The organism is Streptococcus sanguinis (assembly GCF_900635155.1).
Classification (GTDB): Bacteria; Bacillota; Bacilli; order Lactobacillales; family Streptococcaceae; genus Streptococcus; species Streptococcus sanguinis_G.
Genome location: NZ_LR134002.1, coordinates 2,230,001 through 2,247,734, shown reverse-complemented (window position 1 = coordinate 2,247,734; position 17,734 = coordinate 2,230,001). Strand labels below are relative to the sequence as shown.

The following is a 17,734-nucleotide window of genomic DNA, read 5'->3' as shown; positions in this document are numbered from 1 at the left end:
TTTGAAAAAATTATAGAAAAGGAAACATTTTCTCATGACAAAAGGAATCTTAGGGAAAAAAGTGGGAATGACTCAAATCTTCACTGAAGCTGGCGAATTAATCCCTGTAACTGTTGTTGAAGCAGCTCCAAACGTTGTTCTTCAAGTTAAAACAGTTGAAACAGATGGTTACAACGCAGTTCAAGTTGGTTTTGATGACCTTCGTGACGTGTTGAGCAACAAACCTGCCAAAGGCCATGTAGCGAAAGCTAACACAGCTCCTAAGCGCTTCATTCGTGAATTCAAAAACATTGAAGGCTTGGAAGTTGGAGCAGAAATCACTGTCGATACATTCGAAGCTGGTGATGTTGTTGATGTAACAGGAACTTCAAAAGGTAAAGGTTTCCAAGGTGTTATCAAGCGCCATGGCCAATCTCGTGGTCCAATGGCTCACGGTTCACGTTACCACCGTCGTCCTGGTTCAATGGGACCAGTTGCGCCAAACCGCGTGTTCAAAAACAAACGCTTGGCTGGACGTATGGGTGGCAACCGTGTAACGATTCAAAACCTTGAAATCGTACAGGTTGTTCCAGAGAAGAACGTTATCCTGATTAAAGGTAACGTACCAGGTGCTAAGAAATCTCTTATCACTATCAAGTCAGCAGTTAAAGCTGGTAAATAATAAAGAAAGGGGAAATCAGTCACAATGGCAAACGTAAAATTATTTGACCAAACTGGTAAAGAAGCTGGTGAAGTAGTTCTGAACGATGCGGTCTTTGGTATTGAGCCAAATGAATCAGTTGTCTTTGATGTTATCATCAGCCAACGCGCTAGCCTTCGTCAAGGAACTCACGCTGTTAAAAACCGTTCTGCAGTATCAGGCGGCGGACGCAAACCATGGCGTCAAAAAGGAACTGGACGTGCTCGTCAAGGTTCTATCCGCTCTCCACAATGGCGTGGTGGTGGTATCGTATTCGGTCCAACTCCTCGTTCATATGCTTACAAACTTCCACGTAAAGTTCGTAGATTGGCATTGAAATCAGTTTATTCTGAAAAAGTTGCTGAAAACAAATTCGTAGCTGTAGACAGCCTTTCATTTACAGCTCCAAAAACTGCTGAGTTTGCAAAAGTGCTTGCTGCACTGAGCATTGATACGAAAGTTCTTGTTATTCTTGAAGAAGGAAACGAATTCGCTGCACTTTCAGCTCGCAACCTTCCAAATGTGAAAGTTGCAACTGCAACAACTGCAAGCGTTCTGGACATCGTAAACAGCGATAAACTTCTGGTTACTCAGGCAGCTATCTCTAAAATTGAGGAGGTTCTTGCATAATGAATTTGTACGACGTAATCAAAAAACCTGTTATCACTGAAGGCTCAATGGCTCAGTACGAAGCAGGCAAATACGTATTTGAAGTGGACACTCGCGCTCACAAGCTCTTGATCAAGCAAGCGGTTGAAGCTGCTTTTGAAGGAGTTAAAGTTGCTAGCGTTAACACTATCAATGTAAAACCAAAAGCAAAACGCGTTGGACGCTACACTGGTTTTACAAACAAAACTAAAAAAGCTATCATAACACTGACAGCTGATTCAAAAGCAATCGAGTTGTTCGGTGCAGAAGAAGAATAATCTAAGGAGGAAATATCGTGGGAATTCGTGTTTATAAACCAACAACAAACGGTCGCCGTAATATGACTTCTTTGGATTTCGCTGAAATCACTACCAGCACTCCAGAAAAATCTTTGCTTGTTTCTTTAAAGAGCAAGGCTGGTCGTAACAACAACGGTCGTATCACTGTTCGTCACCAAGGTGGCGGCCACAAGCGTCACTACCGTTTGATTGACTTCAAGCGTAACAAAGACGCTGTTGAAGCAGTTGTAAAAACAATCGAGTATGATCCAAATCGTTCAGCAAACATCGCTTTGGTTCATTACACTGACGGTGTGAAAGCTTATATCATCGCTCCTAAAGGTCTTGAAGTTGGTCAACGCATTGTTTCAGGTCCTGAGGCAGATATCAAAGTCGGAAACGCTCTTCCGCTTGCTAACATCCCGGTTGGTACTTTGGTGCACAACATTGAATTGAAGCCAGGCCGCGGTGGAGAATTAGTTCGTGCTGCTGGAGCTTCTGCTCAAGTATTGGGTCAAGAAGGCAAGTACACTCTTATTCGTCTTCAATCAGGCGAAGTTCGTATGATTCTTGGTACTTGCCGCGCTACAGTTGGTGTTGTCGGAAACGAACAACATGGACTTGTAAACCTTGGTAAAGCAGGACGTAGCCGTTGGAAAGGTATCCGCCCAACAGTTCGCGGTTCTGTAATGAACCCTAACGATCACCCACACGGTGGTGGTGAAGGTAAAGCACCAGTTGGTCGTAAAGCGCCATCTACTCCATGGGGCAAACCTGCTCTTGGACTTAAAACTCGTAACAAAAAAGCGAAATCTGACAAACTTATCGTTCGTCGTCGCAACGAGAAATAATGTAAAACAATCTATCCGCCAGCTCGGTAGCGCTGCATAGTCAGCGCAGGCCGCTGTGGTACTTATTTAAAGGAGAAAATATAAAATGGGACGCAGTCTTAAAAAAGGACCTTTCGTCGATGAGCATCTGATGAAGAAAGTTGAAGCTCAAGCTAACGACGAAAAGAAAAAAGTCATCAAAACTTGGTCACGTCGTTCAACGATCTTCCCAAGTTTCATTGGTTACACAATCGCAGTTTATGACGGACGTAAACACGTACCTGTTTACATCCAGGAAGACATGGTAGGTCACAAGCTTGGTGAATTTGCGCCAACTCGTACTTACAAGGGTCACGCTGCAGACGACAAGAAAACACGTAGAAAATAAGGAGAACATAAATGGCAGAAATTACTTCAGCTAAAGCAATGGCTCGTACAGTGCGTGTTTCACCTCGTAAATCTCGTCTGGTTCTTGACAATATTCGTGGTAAAAACGTCGCTGACGCAATCGCAATCTTGAAATTCACTCCAAACAAAGCTGCTGGCATTATCGAAAAAGTGTTGAACTCTGCAATCGCTAATGCTGAAAACAACTTTGGTTTGGAAAAAGCAAACTTGGTAGTATCTGAAGCTTTCGCAAACGAAGGACCAACTATGAAACGTTTCCGTCCGCGCGCTAAAGGTTCAGCTTCACCAATCAACAAACGCACAAGCCACATCACTGTGGTCGTTGCAGAAAAATAAGGAGGTAACATCGTGGGTCAAAAAGTACATCCAATTGGTATGCGTGTCGGCATCATCCGTGATTGGGATGCCAAATGGTATGCTGAAAAAGAATACGCGGATTACCTTCATGAAGATCTTGCAATCCGTAAATTCGTTCAAAAAGAATTGGCTGACGCAGCGATTTCAACTATTGAAATTGAACGCGCAGTAAACAAAGTAAACGTTTCTCTTCACACTGCTAAGCCAGGTATGGTTATCGGTAAAGGTGGAGCAAATGTTGATGCACTCCGTGCAAAACTCAACAAATTGACTGGAAAACAAGTCCACATCAACATCATCGAAATCAAGCGTCCTGACTTGGATGCGCATCTGGTTGGTGAAGGAATTGCTCGCCAGCTTGAGCAGCGTGTTGCTTTCCGTCGTGCTCAAAAACAAGCTATCCAACGTACAATGCGTGCAGGAGCTAAAGGAATCAAAACTCAAGTATCAGGTCGTTTGAACGGTGCAGATATTGCCCGCAGCGAAGGTTACTCTGAGGGAACTGTTCCGCTTCACACTCTTCGTGCGGATATCGATTACGCTTGGGAAGAAGCTGATACTACTTACGGTAAACTGGGTGTTAAAGTCTGGATCTACCGTGGAGAAGTCCTTCCAGCTCGTAAAAACACTAAAGGAGGTAAATAACCAATGTTAGTACCTAAACGTGTTAAACACCGTCGCGAATTCCGTGGAAAAATGCGCGGTGAAGCTAAAGGCGGAAAAGAAGTAGCATTTGGAGAATACGGTCTTCAAGCAACTACTAGCCACTGGATCACTAACCGCCAAATCGAAGCTGCCCGTATCGCTATGACTCGTTACATGAAGCGTGGTGGTAAAGTTTGGATTAAAATCTTCCCACACAAATCATACACTGCAAAAGCTATCGGTGTACGGATGGGATCTGGTAAAGGTGCTCCAGAAGGTTGGGTTGCACCAGTTAAGCGTGGCAAAGTAATGTTTGAAGTTGCTGGCGTTTCAGAAGAAATCGCTCGCGAAGCGCTTCGCCTTGCAAGCCACAAACTTCCAGTTAAATGTAAATTCGTAAAACGTGAAGCAGAATAAGGAGAAGGCATGAAACTTAATGAAGTAAAAGAATTTGTTAAAGAACTTCGTGGTCTTTCTCAAGAAGAACTCGCGAAGCGTGAAAATGAATTGAAGAAAGAATTGTTTGATCTTCGTTTCCAAGCAGCTGCTGGCCAATTGGAGCAGACAGCTCGCCTGAAAGAAGTGAAAAAACAAATCGCTCGTATCAAAACTGTTCAATCAGAAGTTAAATAATAGACTAGGGAAGGAGAATTTCAATGGAACGCAATAATCGTAAAGTTCTTGTCGGACGCGTTGTTTCTGACAAAATGGACAAAACAATCACAGTTGTAGTTGAAACTAAACGTAACCACCCAGTCTATGGTAAACGTATTAACTACTCTAAGAAGTACAAAGCACATGACGAAAACAATGTTGCCAAAGAAGGCGATATCGTTCGTATCATGGAAACTCGTCCGCTTTCAGCTACAAAACGCTTCCGTCTTGTAGAAGTCGTTGAAGAAGCGGTTATCATCTAATCAAACCAGAAAGGAGAAAACTTAAATGATTCAAACAGAAACTCGTTTGAAAGTTGCCGACAACAGCGGCGCTCGCGAAATCTTGACAATCAAAGTTCTTGGTGGCTCAGGACGTAAGTTCGCTAACATCGGTGATGTAATCGTTGCGTCTGTAAAACAAGCTACTCCTGGTGGTGCGGTTAAGAAAGGTGACGTTGTAAAAGCTGTTATCGTTCGTACTAAATCAGGTGCTCGTCGTAAAGATGGTTCATACATCAAATTTGACGAAAACGCTGCAGTCATCATCCGTGAAGACAAAACTCCTCGCGGAACTCGTATCTTCGGCCCAGTTGCTCGTGAATTGCGTGACGGCGGCTTCATGAAGATCGTATCATTGGCTCCAGAAGTACTTTAATCAAAATTAACAAACACAGTCCCCTGACAAAAGTCAGGGTGCCCTATGGGCGTAAGAATTAAGAGGAGAAATAAATGTTTGTAAAAAAAGGCGACAAAGTTCGCGTAATTGCTGGTAAAGACAAGGGTGTTGAAGCACTTGTTGTTACAGCTCTTCCAAAAGTAAACAAAGTTGTTGTTGAAGGTGTAAACATCGTTAAGAAACACCAAAAGCCAAATAACGAAAACCCTCAAGGTGCTATCGTGGAAAAAGAAGCGCCAATCCATGTGTCAAACGTTCAAGTACTTGACAAGAATGGTGTTGCAGGACGTGTTGGCTACAAGTTTGTAGACGGCAAAAAAGTTCGTTACAATAAAAAATCAGGCGAAGTGCTTGACTAATCACGAAGGAAAGGAGAAGTATAATGGCAAATCGTTTAAAAGAAAAATATCTTAAAGAAGTAGTTCCTGCTTTGACTGAAAAGTTCAACTACTCATCTGTTATGGCTGTGCCAAAAGTGGATAAAATCGTTTTGAACATGGGTGTCGGTGACGCTGTATCAAACGCTAAAAACCTTGAAAAAGCTGCTGAAGAATTGGCTCTTATCTCAGGTCAAAAACCACTTATCACTAAAGCTAAAAAATCAATCGCCGGCTTCCGTCTTCGTGAAGGTGTAGCGATCGGTGCTAAAGTAACCCTTCGTGGCGAACGTATGTATGAATTCTTGGATAAATTAGTTTCAGTTTCTCTTCCACGTGTTCGTGACTTCCACGGTGTTCCAACAAAATCATTTGATGGACGCGGAAACTACACACTTGGTGTGAAAGAACAATTGATCTTCCCAGAAATCAACTTTGATGACGTTGATAAGACTCGTGGTCTTGACATCGTTATCGTAACAACTGCTAACACTGACGAAGAGTCACGCGAATTGCTTACAGGCCTTGGAATGCCGTTTGCAAAATAATATAGGAGGTAAATCTAATGGCTAAAAAATCAATGGTAGCTAGAGAGGCTAAACGCCAAAAAATTGTTGACCGTTATGCTGAAAAACGTGCTGCATTAAAGGCGGCAGGGGACTATGAAGGTTTATCTAAATTACCTCGCAACGCTTCACCGACTCGTTTACATAATCGTTGTAAAGTTACTGGGCGCCCCCATTCAGTTTACCGCAAATTTGGCCTGAGTCGTATCGCTTTTCGCGAACTTGCTCATAAAGGTCAAATCCCTGGTGTAACAAAAGCATCTTGGTAATATCATGATACAAAGAGCGTAACAACCACAGCAAAAATAGGAGATTTGGTATAGGAGCGATGCTCCAAAACAAATCTATCTTTTTTGCCAAGGTTGTAGCTCGTGTTCAAATAAGAATTATCTTATTTGAATGTATCAATACTATCTGAGCATAGCTCAATCATTAACTAGCAAGTGCAGCTTGCAAACTACTAGTAAGAGGAGAAATATAAAATGGTTATGACTGACCCAATTGCAGACTTTCTGACACGTATCCGTAATGCTAACCAAGCAAATCACGAAGTGCTTGAAGTGCCGGCATCAAACATCAAAAAAGGGATTGCTGAAATCCTGAAGCGTGAAGGTTTTGTAAAAAACGTTGAAATCATCGAAGATGACAAACAAGGCATCATCCGTGTATTCCTTAAATACGGACAAAATGGTGAAAAAGTTATCACTGGTTTGAAACGCGTTTCAAAACCAGGTCTGCGTGTTTACAAGAAACGCGAAGATCTTCCAAAAGTTCTGAACGGACTTGGAATTGCTATCCTTTCAACATCTGAAGGCTTGCTGACTGATAAAGAAGCACGCCAAAAGAATGTTGGTGGTGAGGTTATCGCTTACGTTTGGTAATATTTAGCTCCCAATTTCTTTGTGACTCTTCGTTATCGTCTCTTGCCTAACTCAGAGTTGTGCCCGCGAGACGATGCCTTGATTCACTTTGAAATTGAGACCTAAATTTTCCTTTAAATTGAGAAATCGATTTAACCCCCGTGAAAACTGGTCGCTTGCGGCCTGACAATCTAACAGGAGAATATATACATGTCACGTATTGGTAATAAAGTTATTGTGTTGCCTGCTGGTGTTGAACTTAGCAACAAAGACAACGTTGTAACTGTAAAAGGACCTAAAGGAGAACTGACTCGTGAGTTCTCAAAAGATATTGAAATCCGTGTGGAAGGGACTGAAGTTACTCTTCACCGTCCAAACGATTCAAAAGAAATGAAAACAATCCACGGAACTACTCGTGCCCTTTTGAACAACATGGTTGTTGGTGTATCAGAAGGATTCAAGAAAGAACTTGAAATGCGTGGGGTTGGTTACCGTGCTCAACTTCAAGGCAAAAAGCTTGTACTTTCAGTTGGTAAATCTCATCCAGACGAAGTAGAAGCACCAGAAGGCATCACTTTTGAACTTCCAAACCCAACGACCATCGTTATCAGCGGAATTTCAAAAGAAGTAGTTGGACAAACAGCAGCTTACGTACGTAGCCTGCGTGCTCCAGAGCCATACAAAGGTAAAGGTATCCGCTACGTTGGTGAATTCGTTCGCCGTAAAGAAGGTAAAACTGGTAAATAATCTTGTCTGGCTGATTTTTTTCAGCCAAACAAGCTGTTTCCCAACGTTGTGCATAAGCACAAGATTAAAATTAAGAGGTGAAAATTGTGATTACGAAACCAGATAAAAATAAAATCCGCCAAAAACGCCACCGTCGCGTTCGCGGAAAACTCTCTGGAACTGCTGATCGCCCACGTTTGAACGTATTCCGTTCTAATACAGGCATCTACGCTCAAGTGATTGATGACGTAGCGGGTGTAACGCTCGCAAGCGCTTCAACTCTTGACAAAGAAGTTTCAAAAGGAACTAAAACAGAACAAGCCGTTGTTGTTGGTAAGCTCGTTGCTGAACGTGCAGTTGCTAAAGGTATTTCTGAAGTCGTCTTCGACCGCGGTGGATATCTCTATCACGGACGTGTAAAAGCTTTGGCTGATGCAGCTCGTGAAAACGGATTGAAATTCTAAGAGGAGGACACTAGAAAATGGCATTTAAAGACAACGCAGTTGAACTTGAAGAACGTTTAGTTGCCATCAACCGTGTTACAAAAGTTGTTAAAGGTGGACGTCGTCTTCGCTTTGCAGCTCTTGTAGTTGTTGGTGATCGCAATGGTCGTGTTGGCTTCGGTACTGGTAAAGCTCAAGAAGTACCAGAAGCAATCCGCAAGGCAGTTGAAGATGCGAAGAAGAATTTGATTGAAGTACCAATGGTTGGCACAACAATTCCTCACGAAGTTCTTTCAGAATTTGGCGGAGCGAAAGTATTGCTTAAGCCAGCTGTTGAGGGTTCTGGAGTTGCTGCTGGTGGTGCGGTTCGTGCCGTCATCGAGTTGGCAGGTGTAGCAGATGTTACATCTAAATCTCTTGGCTCTAACACTCCAATCAACATCGTTCGCGCAACTGTTGAAGGTTTGAAACAATTAAAACGCGCTGAAGAAGTTGCTGCCCTTCGTGGTATTTCAGTTTCTGACTTGGCATAAGAAAGGGGATAACATGGCTCAAATTAAAATTACTTTGACTAAGTCTCCAATCGGACGCATCCCGTCACAACGTAAAACTGTTGTAGCACTTGGACTTGGCAAATTGAACAGCTCAGTTATCAAAGAAGATAATCCAGCAGTACGCGGTATGATTACTGCAGTATCACACTTGGTAACTGTTGAAGAAGTTAAATAAGCTTTGCTGGCTTAACAACTTTAAATTCAAAATAAATTAGGGGATGGGATTTTCTCAGCCCCTAAAACTAAATATATGTATAGGCGAGTTTATATAGGAGACACCTTTTCTCCTATATGAGCGCTAGCATTTTACAAAAGAGGAGAAATAATATAATGAAACTTCATGAATTACAACCTGCTGCAGGTTCTCGTAAAGTCCGCAATCGTGTTGGTCGTGGTACATCATCTGGTAATGGTAAAACATCTGGCCGTGGTCAAAAAGGTCAAAAAGCTCGTAGCGGTGGCGGCGTTCGCCTTGGTTTTGAAGGTGGACAAACTCCGTTGTTCCGTCGTCTTCCAAAACGTGGTTTCCTGAACATCAACCGCAAAGAATATGCGATTGTTAACCTTGACCAACTGAACGCCTTTGAAGATGGCGCTGAAGTAACACCAGTTGTTCTCATCGAAGCAGGTATTGTAAAAGCTGAAAAATCAGGAATCAAGATTCTTGGTAACGGAGAATTGACAAAGAAATTGACTGTTAAGGCAGCTAAATTCTCTAAATCAGCTGAAGAAGCTATCACTGCTAAAGGTGGTTCAGTGGAAGTCATCTAAGCGAGGTGACCTATGTTTTTCAAACTATTAAAAGACGCATTTAAAATCAAACAGGTACGGTCTAAGATTCTATTCACGATTTTTATCATCTTAGTTTTCCGTATCGGTACAACCATAACGGTTCCAGGGATTAATGCCAAAGCTTTGAGCAACTTGAATGATTTGCCATTCTTGAATATGCTGAGCTTGGTTTCTGGTAACGCCATGCGCAACTTCTCAGTCTTTGCTCTGGGAGTCAGTCCATACATCACAGCATCTATCGTTGTTCAGTTGCTGCAAATGGACTTGCTTCCAAAGTTTGTAGAGTGGGGAAAGCAAGGTGAGGTAGGACGCAGAAAGCTGAATCAAGCGACTCGTTATATCGCCCTGGTTTTGGCCTTTGTGCAGGCAATTGGGATTACCGCTGGTTTTGGTGCTCTCTCAAGAGTAAATCTTATAACAAACCCGAATGTGCAGACCTATGTTTTGATTTACATTTTTCTAGCAACTGGTTCTATGATTGTGACTTGGCTGGGAGAGCAGATTACGGATAAGGGTTACGGTAACGGTGTTTCCATGATTATCTTTGCCGGTATCGTCTCAGCTATCCCTGATATGATTAAAGGTATCTATGAAGATTACTTTGTCAATATCCCTAGTGATCGTTTGACTTCATCCTTCATTTTTGTAGGGATTCTGATTGTGGCAGTCCTGCTTATCATTTACTTTACAACCTTTGTACAGCAGGCTGAATATAAAATTCCAATTCAGTATACGAAAGTAGCTAAGGGTGCACCTTCTAGCTCCTATCTTCCGCTGAAAGTCAATCCAGCTGGAGTTATTCCTGTAATCTTCGCTAGCTCTATTACAGCTGCACCGGCAGCGATTTTCCAAGTTGCCAGTGCCATGGGTTATGATGCAGATTGGATTAAGACAGCTCAGTCACTTTTGGCAACAACGACCATTAGTGGTATGTTCATGTACGCCTTCCTGATTGTCCTCTTTACATTCTTCTATACTTTTGTACAGATTAATCCAGAGAAGACAGCAGAGAATCTGCAAAAGAGCGGAGCTTACATCCCAGGTGTTCGTCCTGGTAAAGGAACAGAAGACTACATGTCTAAACTGCTGCGCCGTTTGGCAACAGTTGGCGCTCTCTTCCTAGGTGTCATTTCCATTCTGCCTATTGTAGCTAAAGATGTATTTGGATTGACAGATGCCGTTGCTCTTGGAGGAACCAGTCTCTTGATCATCATTTCAACTGGTATTGAGGGGATGAAGCAGCTAGAGGGCTACCTGCTGAAGAGAAAGTATGTCGGCTTTATGGATACTTCAGAGTAAGGGAATTTTTGAATTGCTTTTCTAATGAGAAGCCTGTTCAGATAACCTTTCTTGAACCGAAAATAAACAAAATAAAAGGGGACAGAGTAGACTCACCCCCTTCTATTTTGTTTTTAAACGAGTTTATTAATCGGTTTAATAGATTGCTTTAAAAACAAAAAAGGAGACCAATCATGAATCTTTTGATTATGGGCTTACCAGGTGCTGGTAAAGGAACTCAAGCTGCTAAAATCGTTGAGCGCTTCAATGTTGCACATATTTCAACTGGAGATATGTTCCGTGCGGCGATTGCTAACCAAACAGAGATGGGCGTCTTAGCCAAGTCCTATATTGACAAGGGCGAGTTGGTGCCAGACCAAGTGACAAACGGTATTGTCAAAGAGCGTTTGAGTCAAGACGATATTAAGCAAACAGGCTTCCTCTTGGATGGCTATCCACGCACGATTGAGCAAGCAAATGCCTTGGACAAAACATTGGCTGAACTTGGTATCGAACTTGAAGGTGTAATCAATATCGAAGTGAACCCAGACTGTCTCTTGGAGCGTTTGAGCGGTCGGATTATCCATCGTCAAACAGGCGAAACCTTCCACAAGGTCTTCAATCCGCCAGCAGACTATAAGGAAGAGGATTATTACCAGCGCGAAGATGACAAGCCTGAGACGGTTAAACGTCGTTTGGATGTCAATATCGCTCAGGGTCAGCCAATCATTGATCACTATCGCAGCAAAGGTTTGGTCCATGATATTCAAGGAAATCAAGATATTGATGATGTCTTCTCAGACATTGAAAAAGTGCTGACAAATTTGAAATAAAAGCGTTTTTCCTGCTTGCAATATTTGACAAGTAGTGATACAATGAATTAGTCTGACTTATAATTGTTACCTCTGTGCTCAGAGGGATCAAATCGAAATTTATGGAGGTACTTTTGCGTGGCAAAAGACGATGTGATTGAGGTTGAAGGCAAGGTAGTTGATACAATGCCTAATGCAATGTTTACGGTTGAACTTGAAAATGGACATCAGATTTTAGCAACAGTTTCTGGTAAAATTCGTAAAAACTATATTCGTATTTTAGCGGGAGACCGTGTGACTGTAGAAATGAGTCCTTATGATTTGACACGTGGACGGATCACATACCGCTTTAAATAATCGAAAAACTTGGAGGGAAAAAATGAAAGTAAGACCATCGGTCAAACCAATTTGCGAATACTGCAAAGTTATTCGTCGTAATGGTCGTGTTATGGTAATTTGCCCAGCAAATCCAAAACACAAACAACGTCAAGGATAAGATAGAAAGGAGAAAAAATGGCTCGTATTGCTGGAGTTGACATTCCAAATGACAAACGTGTAGTCGTTTCACTGACATATGTGTACGGTATCGGACTTCCAACTTCTAAGAAAATCTTGGCAGCTGCTGGAGTTTCAGAAGATATTCGTGTAAAAGATCTTACAATCGAACAAGAAGACGCTATCCGTCGTGAAGTAGATGCGATTAAAGTTGAAGGTGACCTTCGTCGTGAAGTAAACTTGAACATCAAACGTTTGATGGAAATCGGTTCATACCGTGGAATCCGTCACCGTCGTGGACTTCCTGTCCGTGGACAAAACACTAAAAATAACGCCCGCACTCGTAAAGGTAAAGCTGTTGCGATTGCAGGTAAGAAAAAATAATATAAGGAGGTAAAAAGTCTTGGCTAAACCAACACGTAAACGTCGTGTGAAGAAAAATATCGAATCCGGTATTGCTCATATTCACGCTACATTTAATAACACTATTGTTATGATTACTGATGTGCATGGTAACGCGATTGCTTGGTCATCTGCTGGAGCTCTTGGATTTAAAGGTTCTCGTAAATCTACACCATTTGCTGCCCAAATGGCATCTGAAGCAGCTGCTAAATCTGCACAGGAACACGGTCTGAAATCAGTTGAAGTTACTGTAAAAGGTCCAGGTTCTGGTCGTGAGTCTGCTATTCGTGCTCTTGCTGCCGCTGGTCTTGAAGTAACAGCTATTCGTGATGTGACTCCTGTACCACACAATGGTGCTCGTCCTCCAAAACGTCGCCGTGTATAATCACTAACCGTTACACTGCTTTTCGTTTAAGAGGGAGTATAGCAAATGATTGAGTTTGAAAAACCAAATATAACAAAAATTGATGAAAATAAAGATTATGGCAAGTTTGTAGTAGAGCCGCTTGAGCGTGGCTATGGTACAACACTGGGAAATTCTCTTCGCCGTGTGCTTTTGGCTTCACTTCCAGGTGCTGCTGTTACTTCAATCAATATTGAAGGTGTTTTGCACGAGTTTGATACAATTTCCGGTGTCCGTGAAGACGTGATGCAAATTATTCTGAACGTCAAAGGAATTGCTGTAAAATCTTACGTCCAAGACGAAAAGATTATTGAACTGGATGTTGAAGGACCAGCAGAAGTGACTGCCGGAGACATTTTGACAGACAGTGACATTGAAATTATAAACCCTGATCATTATCTCTTTACAATCGGAGAAGGTGCAAGCTTTAAGGCAACGATGACTGTCAACAGCGGTCGTGGTTATGTGCCTGCAGATGAAAATAAGAAAGATGATGCACCAGTGGGAACACTTGCGGTAGATTCTATCTATACGCCAGTGACAAAGGTTAATTACCAGGTTGAGCCAGCTCGTGTTGGTAGCAACGATGGTTTTGACAAACTAACCCTTGAAATTTTAACGAATGGAACAATTATTCCAGAAGATGCTTTGGGACTTTCAGCCCGCATCCTTACGGAACATTTGAATCTCTTCACTAACCTGACAGAAGTAGCTATCGCTGCAGACGTTATGAAGGAAGCAGAAAAGACTTCTGATGACCGCATTTTAGAGCGGACCATCGAAGAATTAGATTTGTCAGTTCGCTCATACAACTGTTTGAAACGTGCAGGTATCAATACTGTATTTGATTTGACAGAAAAATCTGAGCCAGAAATGATGAAAGTTCGTAACTTGGGACGCAAGAGTCTGGAGGAAGTAAAAGTTAAACTTGCTGATCTCGGTCTGGGGTTAAAAAACGATAAATAAAGGAGGAATACATGGCTTACCGTAAACTAGGACGCACTAGCTCACAACGTAAAGCAATGCTTCGCGATTTGACTACTGATTTGCTAATCAACGAATCAATCGTGACAACTGAAGCTCGTGCTAAAGAAATCCGTAAAACAGTTGAAAAAATGATTACATTGGGCAAACGTGGAGACTTGCACGCTCGTCGTCAAGCAGCAGCTTTTGTACGCAATGAAATCGCATCAGAAAACTATGATGAAGCAACAGAAAAGTATACTACAACTACTGCTCTTCAAAAATTGTTCTCTGAGATTGCACCACGCTATGCGGAGCGCAACGGTGGATATACTCGTATCCTGAAAACTGAACCGCGCCGCGGAGATGCTGCGCCAATGGCAATCATCGAATTAGTATAAGATCATCAATCTTTGTTGAGTGTTATGATGATGGAATAGAGGCTCTATTCTTAGTCTAGCTCTGGTCTACCGCTAGGATTTTTTCCTAGCGGGAACACTCATCATATAGTTGATAATAGGTAGACGCTTGTTTACGAAATTGCTTTTAAGACAAAAACAATTTCGTAAGCAGGCGTTTTTGCTTGAAACTAGGAAAAAACCTGAAATTTTGTTATAATACTCTAACACTATCAAAAATTTATAGGAAATGGAAATGATTGATTCAATCCAAATTTTAAAAGAACGCTATTTAAAGAATATTAAAGAAAATCCAACTGTCTACATTGGCATTGAATTAGAATTTCCTATTGTCAATAGCCAGGGCGGAGCGACTGATACGACCGTTGCCAAGAATCTATTAAAACGTTTACTTGATGAACATGATTTTGAAGCGGAGAGATTTGATAGAGATGGAAATCCTATCCAACTAAAATCCACTAAAAATGAAGACAGAATTCTTTTTGAGGTCTCTTACAATACTTTGGAATTTGCTTTTGCCAAGGCTAGCAGAATTCAAGAAGTTGAAGAGCGTTTTAAGAACTATCTGAACATTATTCAGCTAATTCTGCGTGAAGAACATCATGAAATTCAAGGAGAAGGTATTCATCCTTTCTGGGCTGAAAATGATAATAGTCCAGTTAAATATCCAAGATATGAAATGCTGATGCAGTATTTAGCTATGGGAAAGAACATGGAAGGTTTGCACAATTATCCAGAATATGGTGCTTTTATTTGTGGGAGTCAAGTTCAGCTGGATGTCTCAAGAGAAAATTATTTAAGCGTCATCAATGTCTTCAATCAAATTGAAGCTGCTAAGGCATACCTTTTTGCCAATTCAGAGTTTTCGGATTCTTCTTGGGATACAAAAATAGCTCGGGACATTTTCTGGGAGCAATCGATGCATGGCATTTTACAGGAAAATGCGGGTGTGAATTCAAAAGATTTTCAAACTGAAGATGAATTTTTTGCTTATCTTAGTAAATCAGCGCTTTTCACTGCCGAACGAAATGGTCAATCCTACTATTTCTATCCGATATCTGCTAATGAATACTTGAGCCAGAAAACTATTGAAGCTTATAGCCTTTCAGGTGAAAAAGCAAATTTGACTCCAAGGGGAGCAGACTTCAAGAATCATAGAAGTTATCAGTATCAAGATTTGACGACGCGGGGGACAGTAGAGTTTCGGAGCGTCTGCACTCAGCCTTTTGATAGAACCTTTTCTTCTGCTGCTTTTCATCTTGGTATTTTAGAAAATTTGGAGAATGTAAAAGCCTATTTACAAGACGCTCCCTTCTTTCAAGAGGAAGGTCGGGATTACAAAGCTTTAAGAAGAAAGTTTTCTAAAAAAGAGTTGTCTGCAAGTGAAAGAGAGCATATTTATGAATTCACAAAGACTTTGCTTCAGTTGGCAAGAGCTGGTTTATTAGCTCGTCAATTAGGGGAAGAAGCATATCTTCCCGCACTCTAATAGACGGAAAGACTTTAATGCATAAAAAACTTCAAAAAAATGTAAAAAAAAATTAGAAAAGGTATTGACAAGAGGTGTGGTTGGGTGATATACTAATATAGTTGTCGCGAAAGACAAAGCCCTTTGAAAACTGAACAAGACGAACCAAGTGCAGGGTGACATAGAGATATGTAACCTGTCAAAAAACGAAAATAAATCTGTCAGTGGACAGTAATGAGTGCGAACTCAAACTTTTTAATGAGAGTTTGATCCTGGCTCAGGACGAACGCTGGCGGCGTGCCTAATACATGCAAGTAGAACGCTGAAGAGAGGAGCTTGCTCTTCTTGGATGAGTTGCGAACGGGTGAGTAACGCGTAGGTAACCTGCCTGGTAGCGGGGGATAACTATTGGAAACGATAGCTAATACCGCATGAAATTGAATATCGCATGATACTTAATTGAAAGATGCAACTGCATCACTACCAGATGGACCTGCGTTGTATTAGCTAGTTGGTGAGGTAACGGCTCACCAAGGCGACGATACATAGCCGACCTGAGAGGGTGATCGGCCACACTGGGACTGAGACACGGCCCAGACTCCTACGGGAGGCAGCAGTAGGGAATCTTCGGCAATGGGGGGAACCCTGACCGAGCAACGCCGCGTGAGTGAAGAAGGTTTTCGGATCGTAAAGCTCTGTTGTAAGAGAAGAACGGGTGTGAGAGTGGAAAGTTCACACTGTGACGGTATCTTACCAGAAAGGGACGGCTAACTACGTGCCAGCAGCCGCGGTAATACGTAGGTCCCGAGCGTTGTCCGGATTTATTGGGCGTAAAGCGAGCGCAGGCGGTTAGATAAGTCTGAAGTTAAAGGCTGTGGCTTAACCATAGTATGCTTTGGAAACTGTTTAACTTGAGTGCAGAAGGGGAGAGTGGAATTCCATGTGTAGCGGTGAAATGCGTAGATATATGGAGGAACACCGGTGGCGAAAGCGGCTCTCTGGTCTGTAACTGACGCTGAGGCTCGAAAGCGTGGGGAGCAAACAGGATTAGATACCCTGGTAGTCCACGCCGTAAACGATGAGTGCTAGGTGTTAGGCCCTTTCCGGGGCTTAGTGCCGCAGCTAACGCATTAAGCACTCCGCCTGGGGAGTACGACCGCAAGGTTGAAACTCAAAGGAATTGACGGGGGCCCGCACAAGCGGTGGAGCATGTGGTTTAATTCGAAGCAACGCGAAGAACCTTACCAGGTCTTGACATCCCTCTGACCACTCTAGAGATAGAGTTTTCCTTCGGGACAGAGGTGACAGGTGGTGCATGGTTGTCGTCAGCTCGTGTCGTGAGATGTTGGGTTAAGTCCCGCAACGAGCGCAACCCCTATTGTTAGTTGCCATCATTCAGTTGGGCACTCTAGCGAGACTGCCGGTAATAAACCGGAGGAAGGTGGGGATGACGTCAAATCATCATGCCCCTTATGACCTGGGCTACACACGTGCTACAATGGCTGGTACAACGAGTCGCAAGCCGGTGACGGCAAGCTAATCTCTGAAAGCCAGTCTCAGTTCGGATTGTAGGCTGCAACTCGCCTACATGAAGTCGGAATCGCTAGTAATCGCGGATCAGCACGCCGCGGTGAATACGTTCCCGGGCCTTGTACACACCGCCCGTCACACCACGAGAGTTTGTAACACCCGAAGTCGGTGAGGTAACCGTAAGGAGCCAGCCGCCTAAGGTGGGATAGATGATTGGGGTGAAGTCGTAACAAGGTAGCCGTATCGGAAGGTGCGGCTGGATCACCTCCTTTCTAAGGAGTCCGTAAGGACATACGGAATGCACTTGGGTCTTGTTTAGTTTTGAGAGGGCTATGTGGGGCCTTAGCTCAGCTGGGAGAGCGCCTGCTTTGCACGCAGGAGGTCAGCGGTTCGATCCCGCTAGGCTCCATTAGGATATGGAAGACGTTCCGCTTGCGGGAACTTCTGTAGAAAAATAGAGAACTGACAC

General features: G+C 42.7%; 29 protein-coding genes, 1 tRNA gene and 1 rRNA gene. All 31 read left to right on the top strand.

Annotated features, from left to right (window positions below):
• The first annotated feature begins 34 nt into the window (after positions 1 to 34).
• The 31 genes from rplC (at position 35) to ELZ47_RS11130 (ending at position 17,674) form a co-directional block, all read left to right on the top strand.
• The gene (rplC, locus tag ELZ47_RS11280) at positions 35 to 661 is read left to right on the top strand and encodes a 50S ribosomal protein L3 (protein WP_002894479.1); all 627 of its coding nucleotides are present in this window, start codon (positions 35 to 37) and stop codon (positions 659 to 661) included.
• A 24-nt stretch (positions 662 to 685) separates the two neighbouring features.
• The gene (gene rplD, locus ELZ47_RS11275; RefSeq protein ID WP_002894480.1) at positions 686 to 1,309 is read left to right on the top strand and encodes a 50S ribosomal protein L4; all 624 of its coding nucleotides are present in this window, start codon (positions 686 to 688) and stop codon (positions 1,307 to 1,309) included.
• Entirely contained in the window at positions 1,309 to 1,605 is a 297-nt protein-coding gene (locus ELZ47_RS11270) for a 50S ribosomal protein L23 (RefSeq protein WP_126436045.1), read from the top strand. Before rplD ends, ELZ47_RS11270 begins: the two co-directional genes overlap by 1 nt.
• Positions 1,606 to 1,622: 17 nt before the next feature.
• Positions 1,623 to 2,456, top strand: coding sequence for a 50S ribosomal protein L2 (gene rplB / locus ELZ47_RS11265; protein ID WP_126436044.1), 834 nt, complete (start codon positions 1,623 to 1,625; stop codon positions 2,454 to 2,456).
• 85 nt (positions 2,457 to 2,541) lie between these two features.
• A complete protein-coding gene (rpsS, locus tag ELZ47_RS11260) occupies positions 2,542 to 2,823 on the top strand; it encodes a 30S ribosomal protein S19 (RefSeq protein WP_000533766.1) in 282 nt (93 codons plus the stop codon).
• A gap of 11 nt (positions 2,824 to 2,834) precedes the next feature.
• On the top strand, positions 2,835 to 3,179 hold the full coding sequence (gene rplV / locus ELZ47_RS11255; protein ID WP_002894484.1) for a 50S ribosomal protein L22: 345 nt from the start codon (positions 2,835 to 2,837) through the stop codon (positions 3,177 to 3,179).
• Between the two features lie 12 nt (positions 3,180 to 3,191).
• On the top strand, positions 3,192 to 3,845 hold the full coding sequence (gene rpsC, locus ELZ47_RS11250) for a 30S ribosomal protein S3 (RefSeq protein WP_002894486.1): 654 nt from the start codon (positions 3,192 to 3,194) through the stop codon (positions 3,843 to 3,845).
• Between the two features lie 3 nt (positions 3,846 to 3,848).
• The gene (rplP, locus tag ELZ47_RS11245) at positions 3,849 to 4,262 is read left to right on the top strand and encodes a 50S ribosomal protein L16 (protein WP_000960948.1); all 414 of its coding nucleotides are present in this window, start codon (positions 3,849 to 3,851) and stop codon (positions 4,260 to 4,262) included.
• Between the two features lie 9 nt (positions 4,263 to 4,271).
• Positions 4,272 to 4,478: a 50S ribosomal protein L29 gene (gene rpmC, locus ELZ47_RS11240; RefSeq protein WP_002894488.1), complete on the top strand. Its 207-nt coding sequence runs from the start codon at positions 4,272 to 4,274 to the stop codon at positions 4,476 to 4,478.
• 23 nt (positions 4,479 to 4,501) lie between these two features.
• Positions 4,502 to 4,762: a 30S ribosomal protein S17 gene (gene rpsQ / locus ELZ47_RS11235; protein ID WP_000440801.1), complete on the top strand. Its 261-nt coding sequence runs from the start codon at positions 4,502 to 4,504 to the stop codon at positions 4,760 to 4,762.
• A gap of 25 nt (positions 4,763 to 4,787) precedes the next feature.
• A complete protein-coding gene (gene rplN / locus ELZ47_RS11230; RefSeq protein WP_002894494.1) occupies positions 4,788 to 5,156 on the top strand; it encodes a 50S ribosomal protein L14 in 369 nt (122 codons plus the stop codon).
• Between the two features lie 74 nt (positions 5,157 to 5,230).
• The gene (rplX, locus tag ELZ47_RS11225) at positions 5,231 to 5,536 is read left to right on the top strand and encodes a 50S ribosomal protein L24 (protein ID WP_002894497.1); all 306 of its coding nucleotides are present in this window, start codon (positions 5,231 to 5,233) and stop codon (positions 5,534 to 5,536) included.
• Positions 5,537 to 5,559: 23 nt separating this feature from the next.
• Positions 5,560 to 6,102, top strand: coding sequence for a 50S ribosomal protein L5 (rplE, locus tag ELZ47_RS11220; protein WP_002894499.1), 543 nt, complete (start codon positions 5,560 to 5,562; stop codon positions 6,100 to 6,102).
• Positions 6,103 to 6,119: 17 nt separating this feature from the next.
• Complete coding sequence (gene rpsN, locus ELZ47_RS11215) at positions 6,120 to 6,389, top strand: 30S ribosomal protein S14 (RefSeq protein WP_072073237.1); 270 nt, start codon at positions 6,120 to 6,122, stop codon at positions 6,387 to 6,389.
• Between the two features lie 213 nt (positions 6,390 to 6,602).
• Positions 6,603 to 7,001 carry a 30S ribosomal protein S8 gene (rpsH, locus tag ELZ47_RS11210; RefSeq protein ID WP_002899666.1) on the top strand — a complete coding sequence of 133 codons (399 nt, stop codon included), beginning with the start codon at positions 6,603 to 6,605 and terminating at the stop codon, positions 6,999 to 7,001.
• 189 nt (positions 7,002 to 7,190) lie between these two features.
• Positions 7,191 to 7,727: a 50S ribosomal protein L6 gene (gene rplF, locus ELZ47_RS11205; protein WP_004189537.1), complete on the top strand. Its 537-nt coding sequence runs from the start codon at positions 7,191 to 7,193 to the stop codon at positions 7,725 to 7,727.
• 86 nt (positions 7,728 to 7,813) lie between these two features.
• Positions 7,814 to 8,170, top strand: a complete 357-nt coding sequence (gene rplR / locus ELZ47_RS11200; RefSeq protein WP_009659213.1) for a 50S ribosomal protein L18 — start codon at positions 7,814 to 7,816, stop codon at positions 8,168 to 8,170.
• Between the two features lie 17 nt (positions 8,171 to 8,187).
• Positions 8,188 to 8,682, top strand: a complete 495-nt coding sequence (rpsE, locus tag ELZ47_RS11195; protein ID WP_002894506.1) for a 30S ribosomal protein S5 — start codon at positions 8,188 to 8,190, stop codon at positions 8,680 to 8,682.
• Between the two features lie 13 nt (positions 8,683 to 8,695).
• A complete protein-coding gene (gene rpmD / locus ELZ47_RS11190; RefSeq protein WP_002894509.1) occupies positions 8,696 to 8,878 on the top strand; it encodes a 50S ribosomal protein L30 in 183 nt (60 codons plus the stop codon).
• 155 nt (positions 8,879 to 9,033) lie between these two features.
• Positions 9,034 to 9,474, top strand: coding sequence for a 50S ribosomal protein L15 (gene rplO, locus ELZ47_RS11185; RefSeq protein ID WP_002901833.1), 441 nt, complete (start codon positions 9,034 to 9,036; stop codon positions 9,472 to 9,474).
• Between the two features lie 12 nt (positions 9,475 to 9,486).
• Positions 9,487 to 10,794 carry a preprotein translocase subunit SecY gene (gene secY, locus ELZ47_RS11180; protein WP_002908227.1) on the top strand — a complete coding sequence of 436 codons (1,308 nt, stop codon included), beginning with the start codon at positions 9,487 to 9,489 and terminating at the stop codon, positions 10,792 to 10,794.
• 173 nt (positions 10,795 to 10,967) lie between these two features.
• On the top strand, positions 10,968 to 11,606 hold the full coding sequence (locus ELZ47_RS11175; RefSeq protein WP_002908226.1) for an adenylate kinase: 639 nt from the start codon (positions 10,968 to 10,970) through the stop codon (positions 11,604 to 11,606).
• Positions 11,607 to 11,723: 117 nt separating this feature from the next.
• Entirely contained in the window at positions 11,724 to 11,942 is a 219-nt protein-coding gene (infA, locus tag ELZ47_RS11170) for a translation initiation factor IF-1 (protein ID WP_001029883.1), read from the top strand.
• Between the two features lie 22 nt (positions 11,943 to 11,964).
• Positions 11,965 to 12,081, top strand: coding sequence for a 50S ribosomal protein L36 (rpmJ, locus tag ELZ47_RS11165; protein WP_001808836.1), 117 nt, complete (start codon positions 11,965 to 11,967; stop codon positions 12,079 to 12,081).
• Between the two features lie 17 nt (positions 12,082 to 12,098).
• Positions 12,099 to 12,464: a 30S ribosomal protein S13 gene (gene rpsM, locus ELZ47_RS11160; RefSeq protein WP_002894516.1), complete on the top strand. Its 366-nt coding sequence runs from the start codon at positions 12,099 to 12,101 to the stop codon at positions 12,462 to 12,464.
• Positions 12,465 to 12,483: 19 nt separating this feature from the next.
• Positions 12,484 to 12,867 (top strand): 30S ribosomal protein S11, encoded by a 384-nt coding sequence (gene rpsK, locus ELZ47_RS11155; protein ID WP_001118385.1) that lies wholly within the window; start codon positions 12,484 to 12,486, stop codon positions 12,865 to 12,867.
• A gap of 45 nt (positions 12,868 to 12,912) precedes the next feature.
• Positions 12,913 to 13,851, top strand: coding sequence for a DNA-directed RNA polymerase subunit alpha (locus ELZ47_RS11150; protein ID WP_002894519.1), 939 nt, complete (start codon positions 12,913 to 12,915; stop codon positions 13,849 to 13,851).
• An 11-nt stretch (positions 13,852 to 13,862) separates the two neighbouring features.
• The gene (rplQ, locus tag ELZ47_RS11145; protein WP_002894521.1) at positions 13,863 to 14,249 is read left to right on the top strand and encodes a 50S ribosomal protein L17; all 387 of its coding nucleotides are present in this window, start codon (positions 13,863 to 13,865) and stop codon (positions 14,247 to 14,249) included.
• Between the two features lie 247 nt (positions 14,250 to 14,496).
• Positions 14,497 to 15,756 (top strand): glutamate-cysteine ligase family protein, encoded by a 1,260-nt coding sequence (locus ELZ47_RS11140; RefSeq protein WP_126436043.1) that lies wholly within the window; start codon positions 14,497 to 14,499, stop codon positions 15,754 to 15,756.
• Positions 15,757 to 15,989: 233 nt separating this feature from the next.
• Positions 15,990 to 17,537, top strand: a 16S ribosomal RNA gene (locus ELZ47_RS11135).
• 64 nt (positions 17,538 to 17,601) lie between these two features.
• A tRNA-Ala gene (locus tag ELZ47_RS11130) sits at positions 17,602 to 17,674 on the top strand.
• Positions 17,675 to 17,734 lie beyond the last annotated feature (60 nt).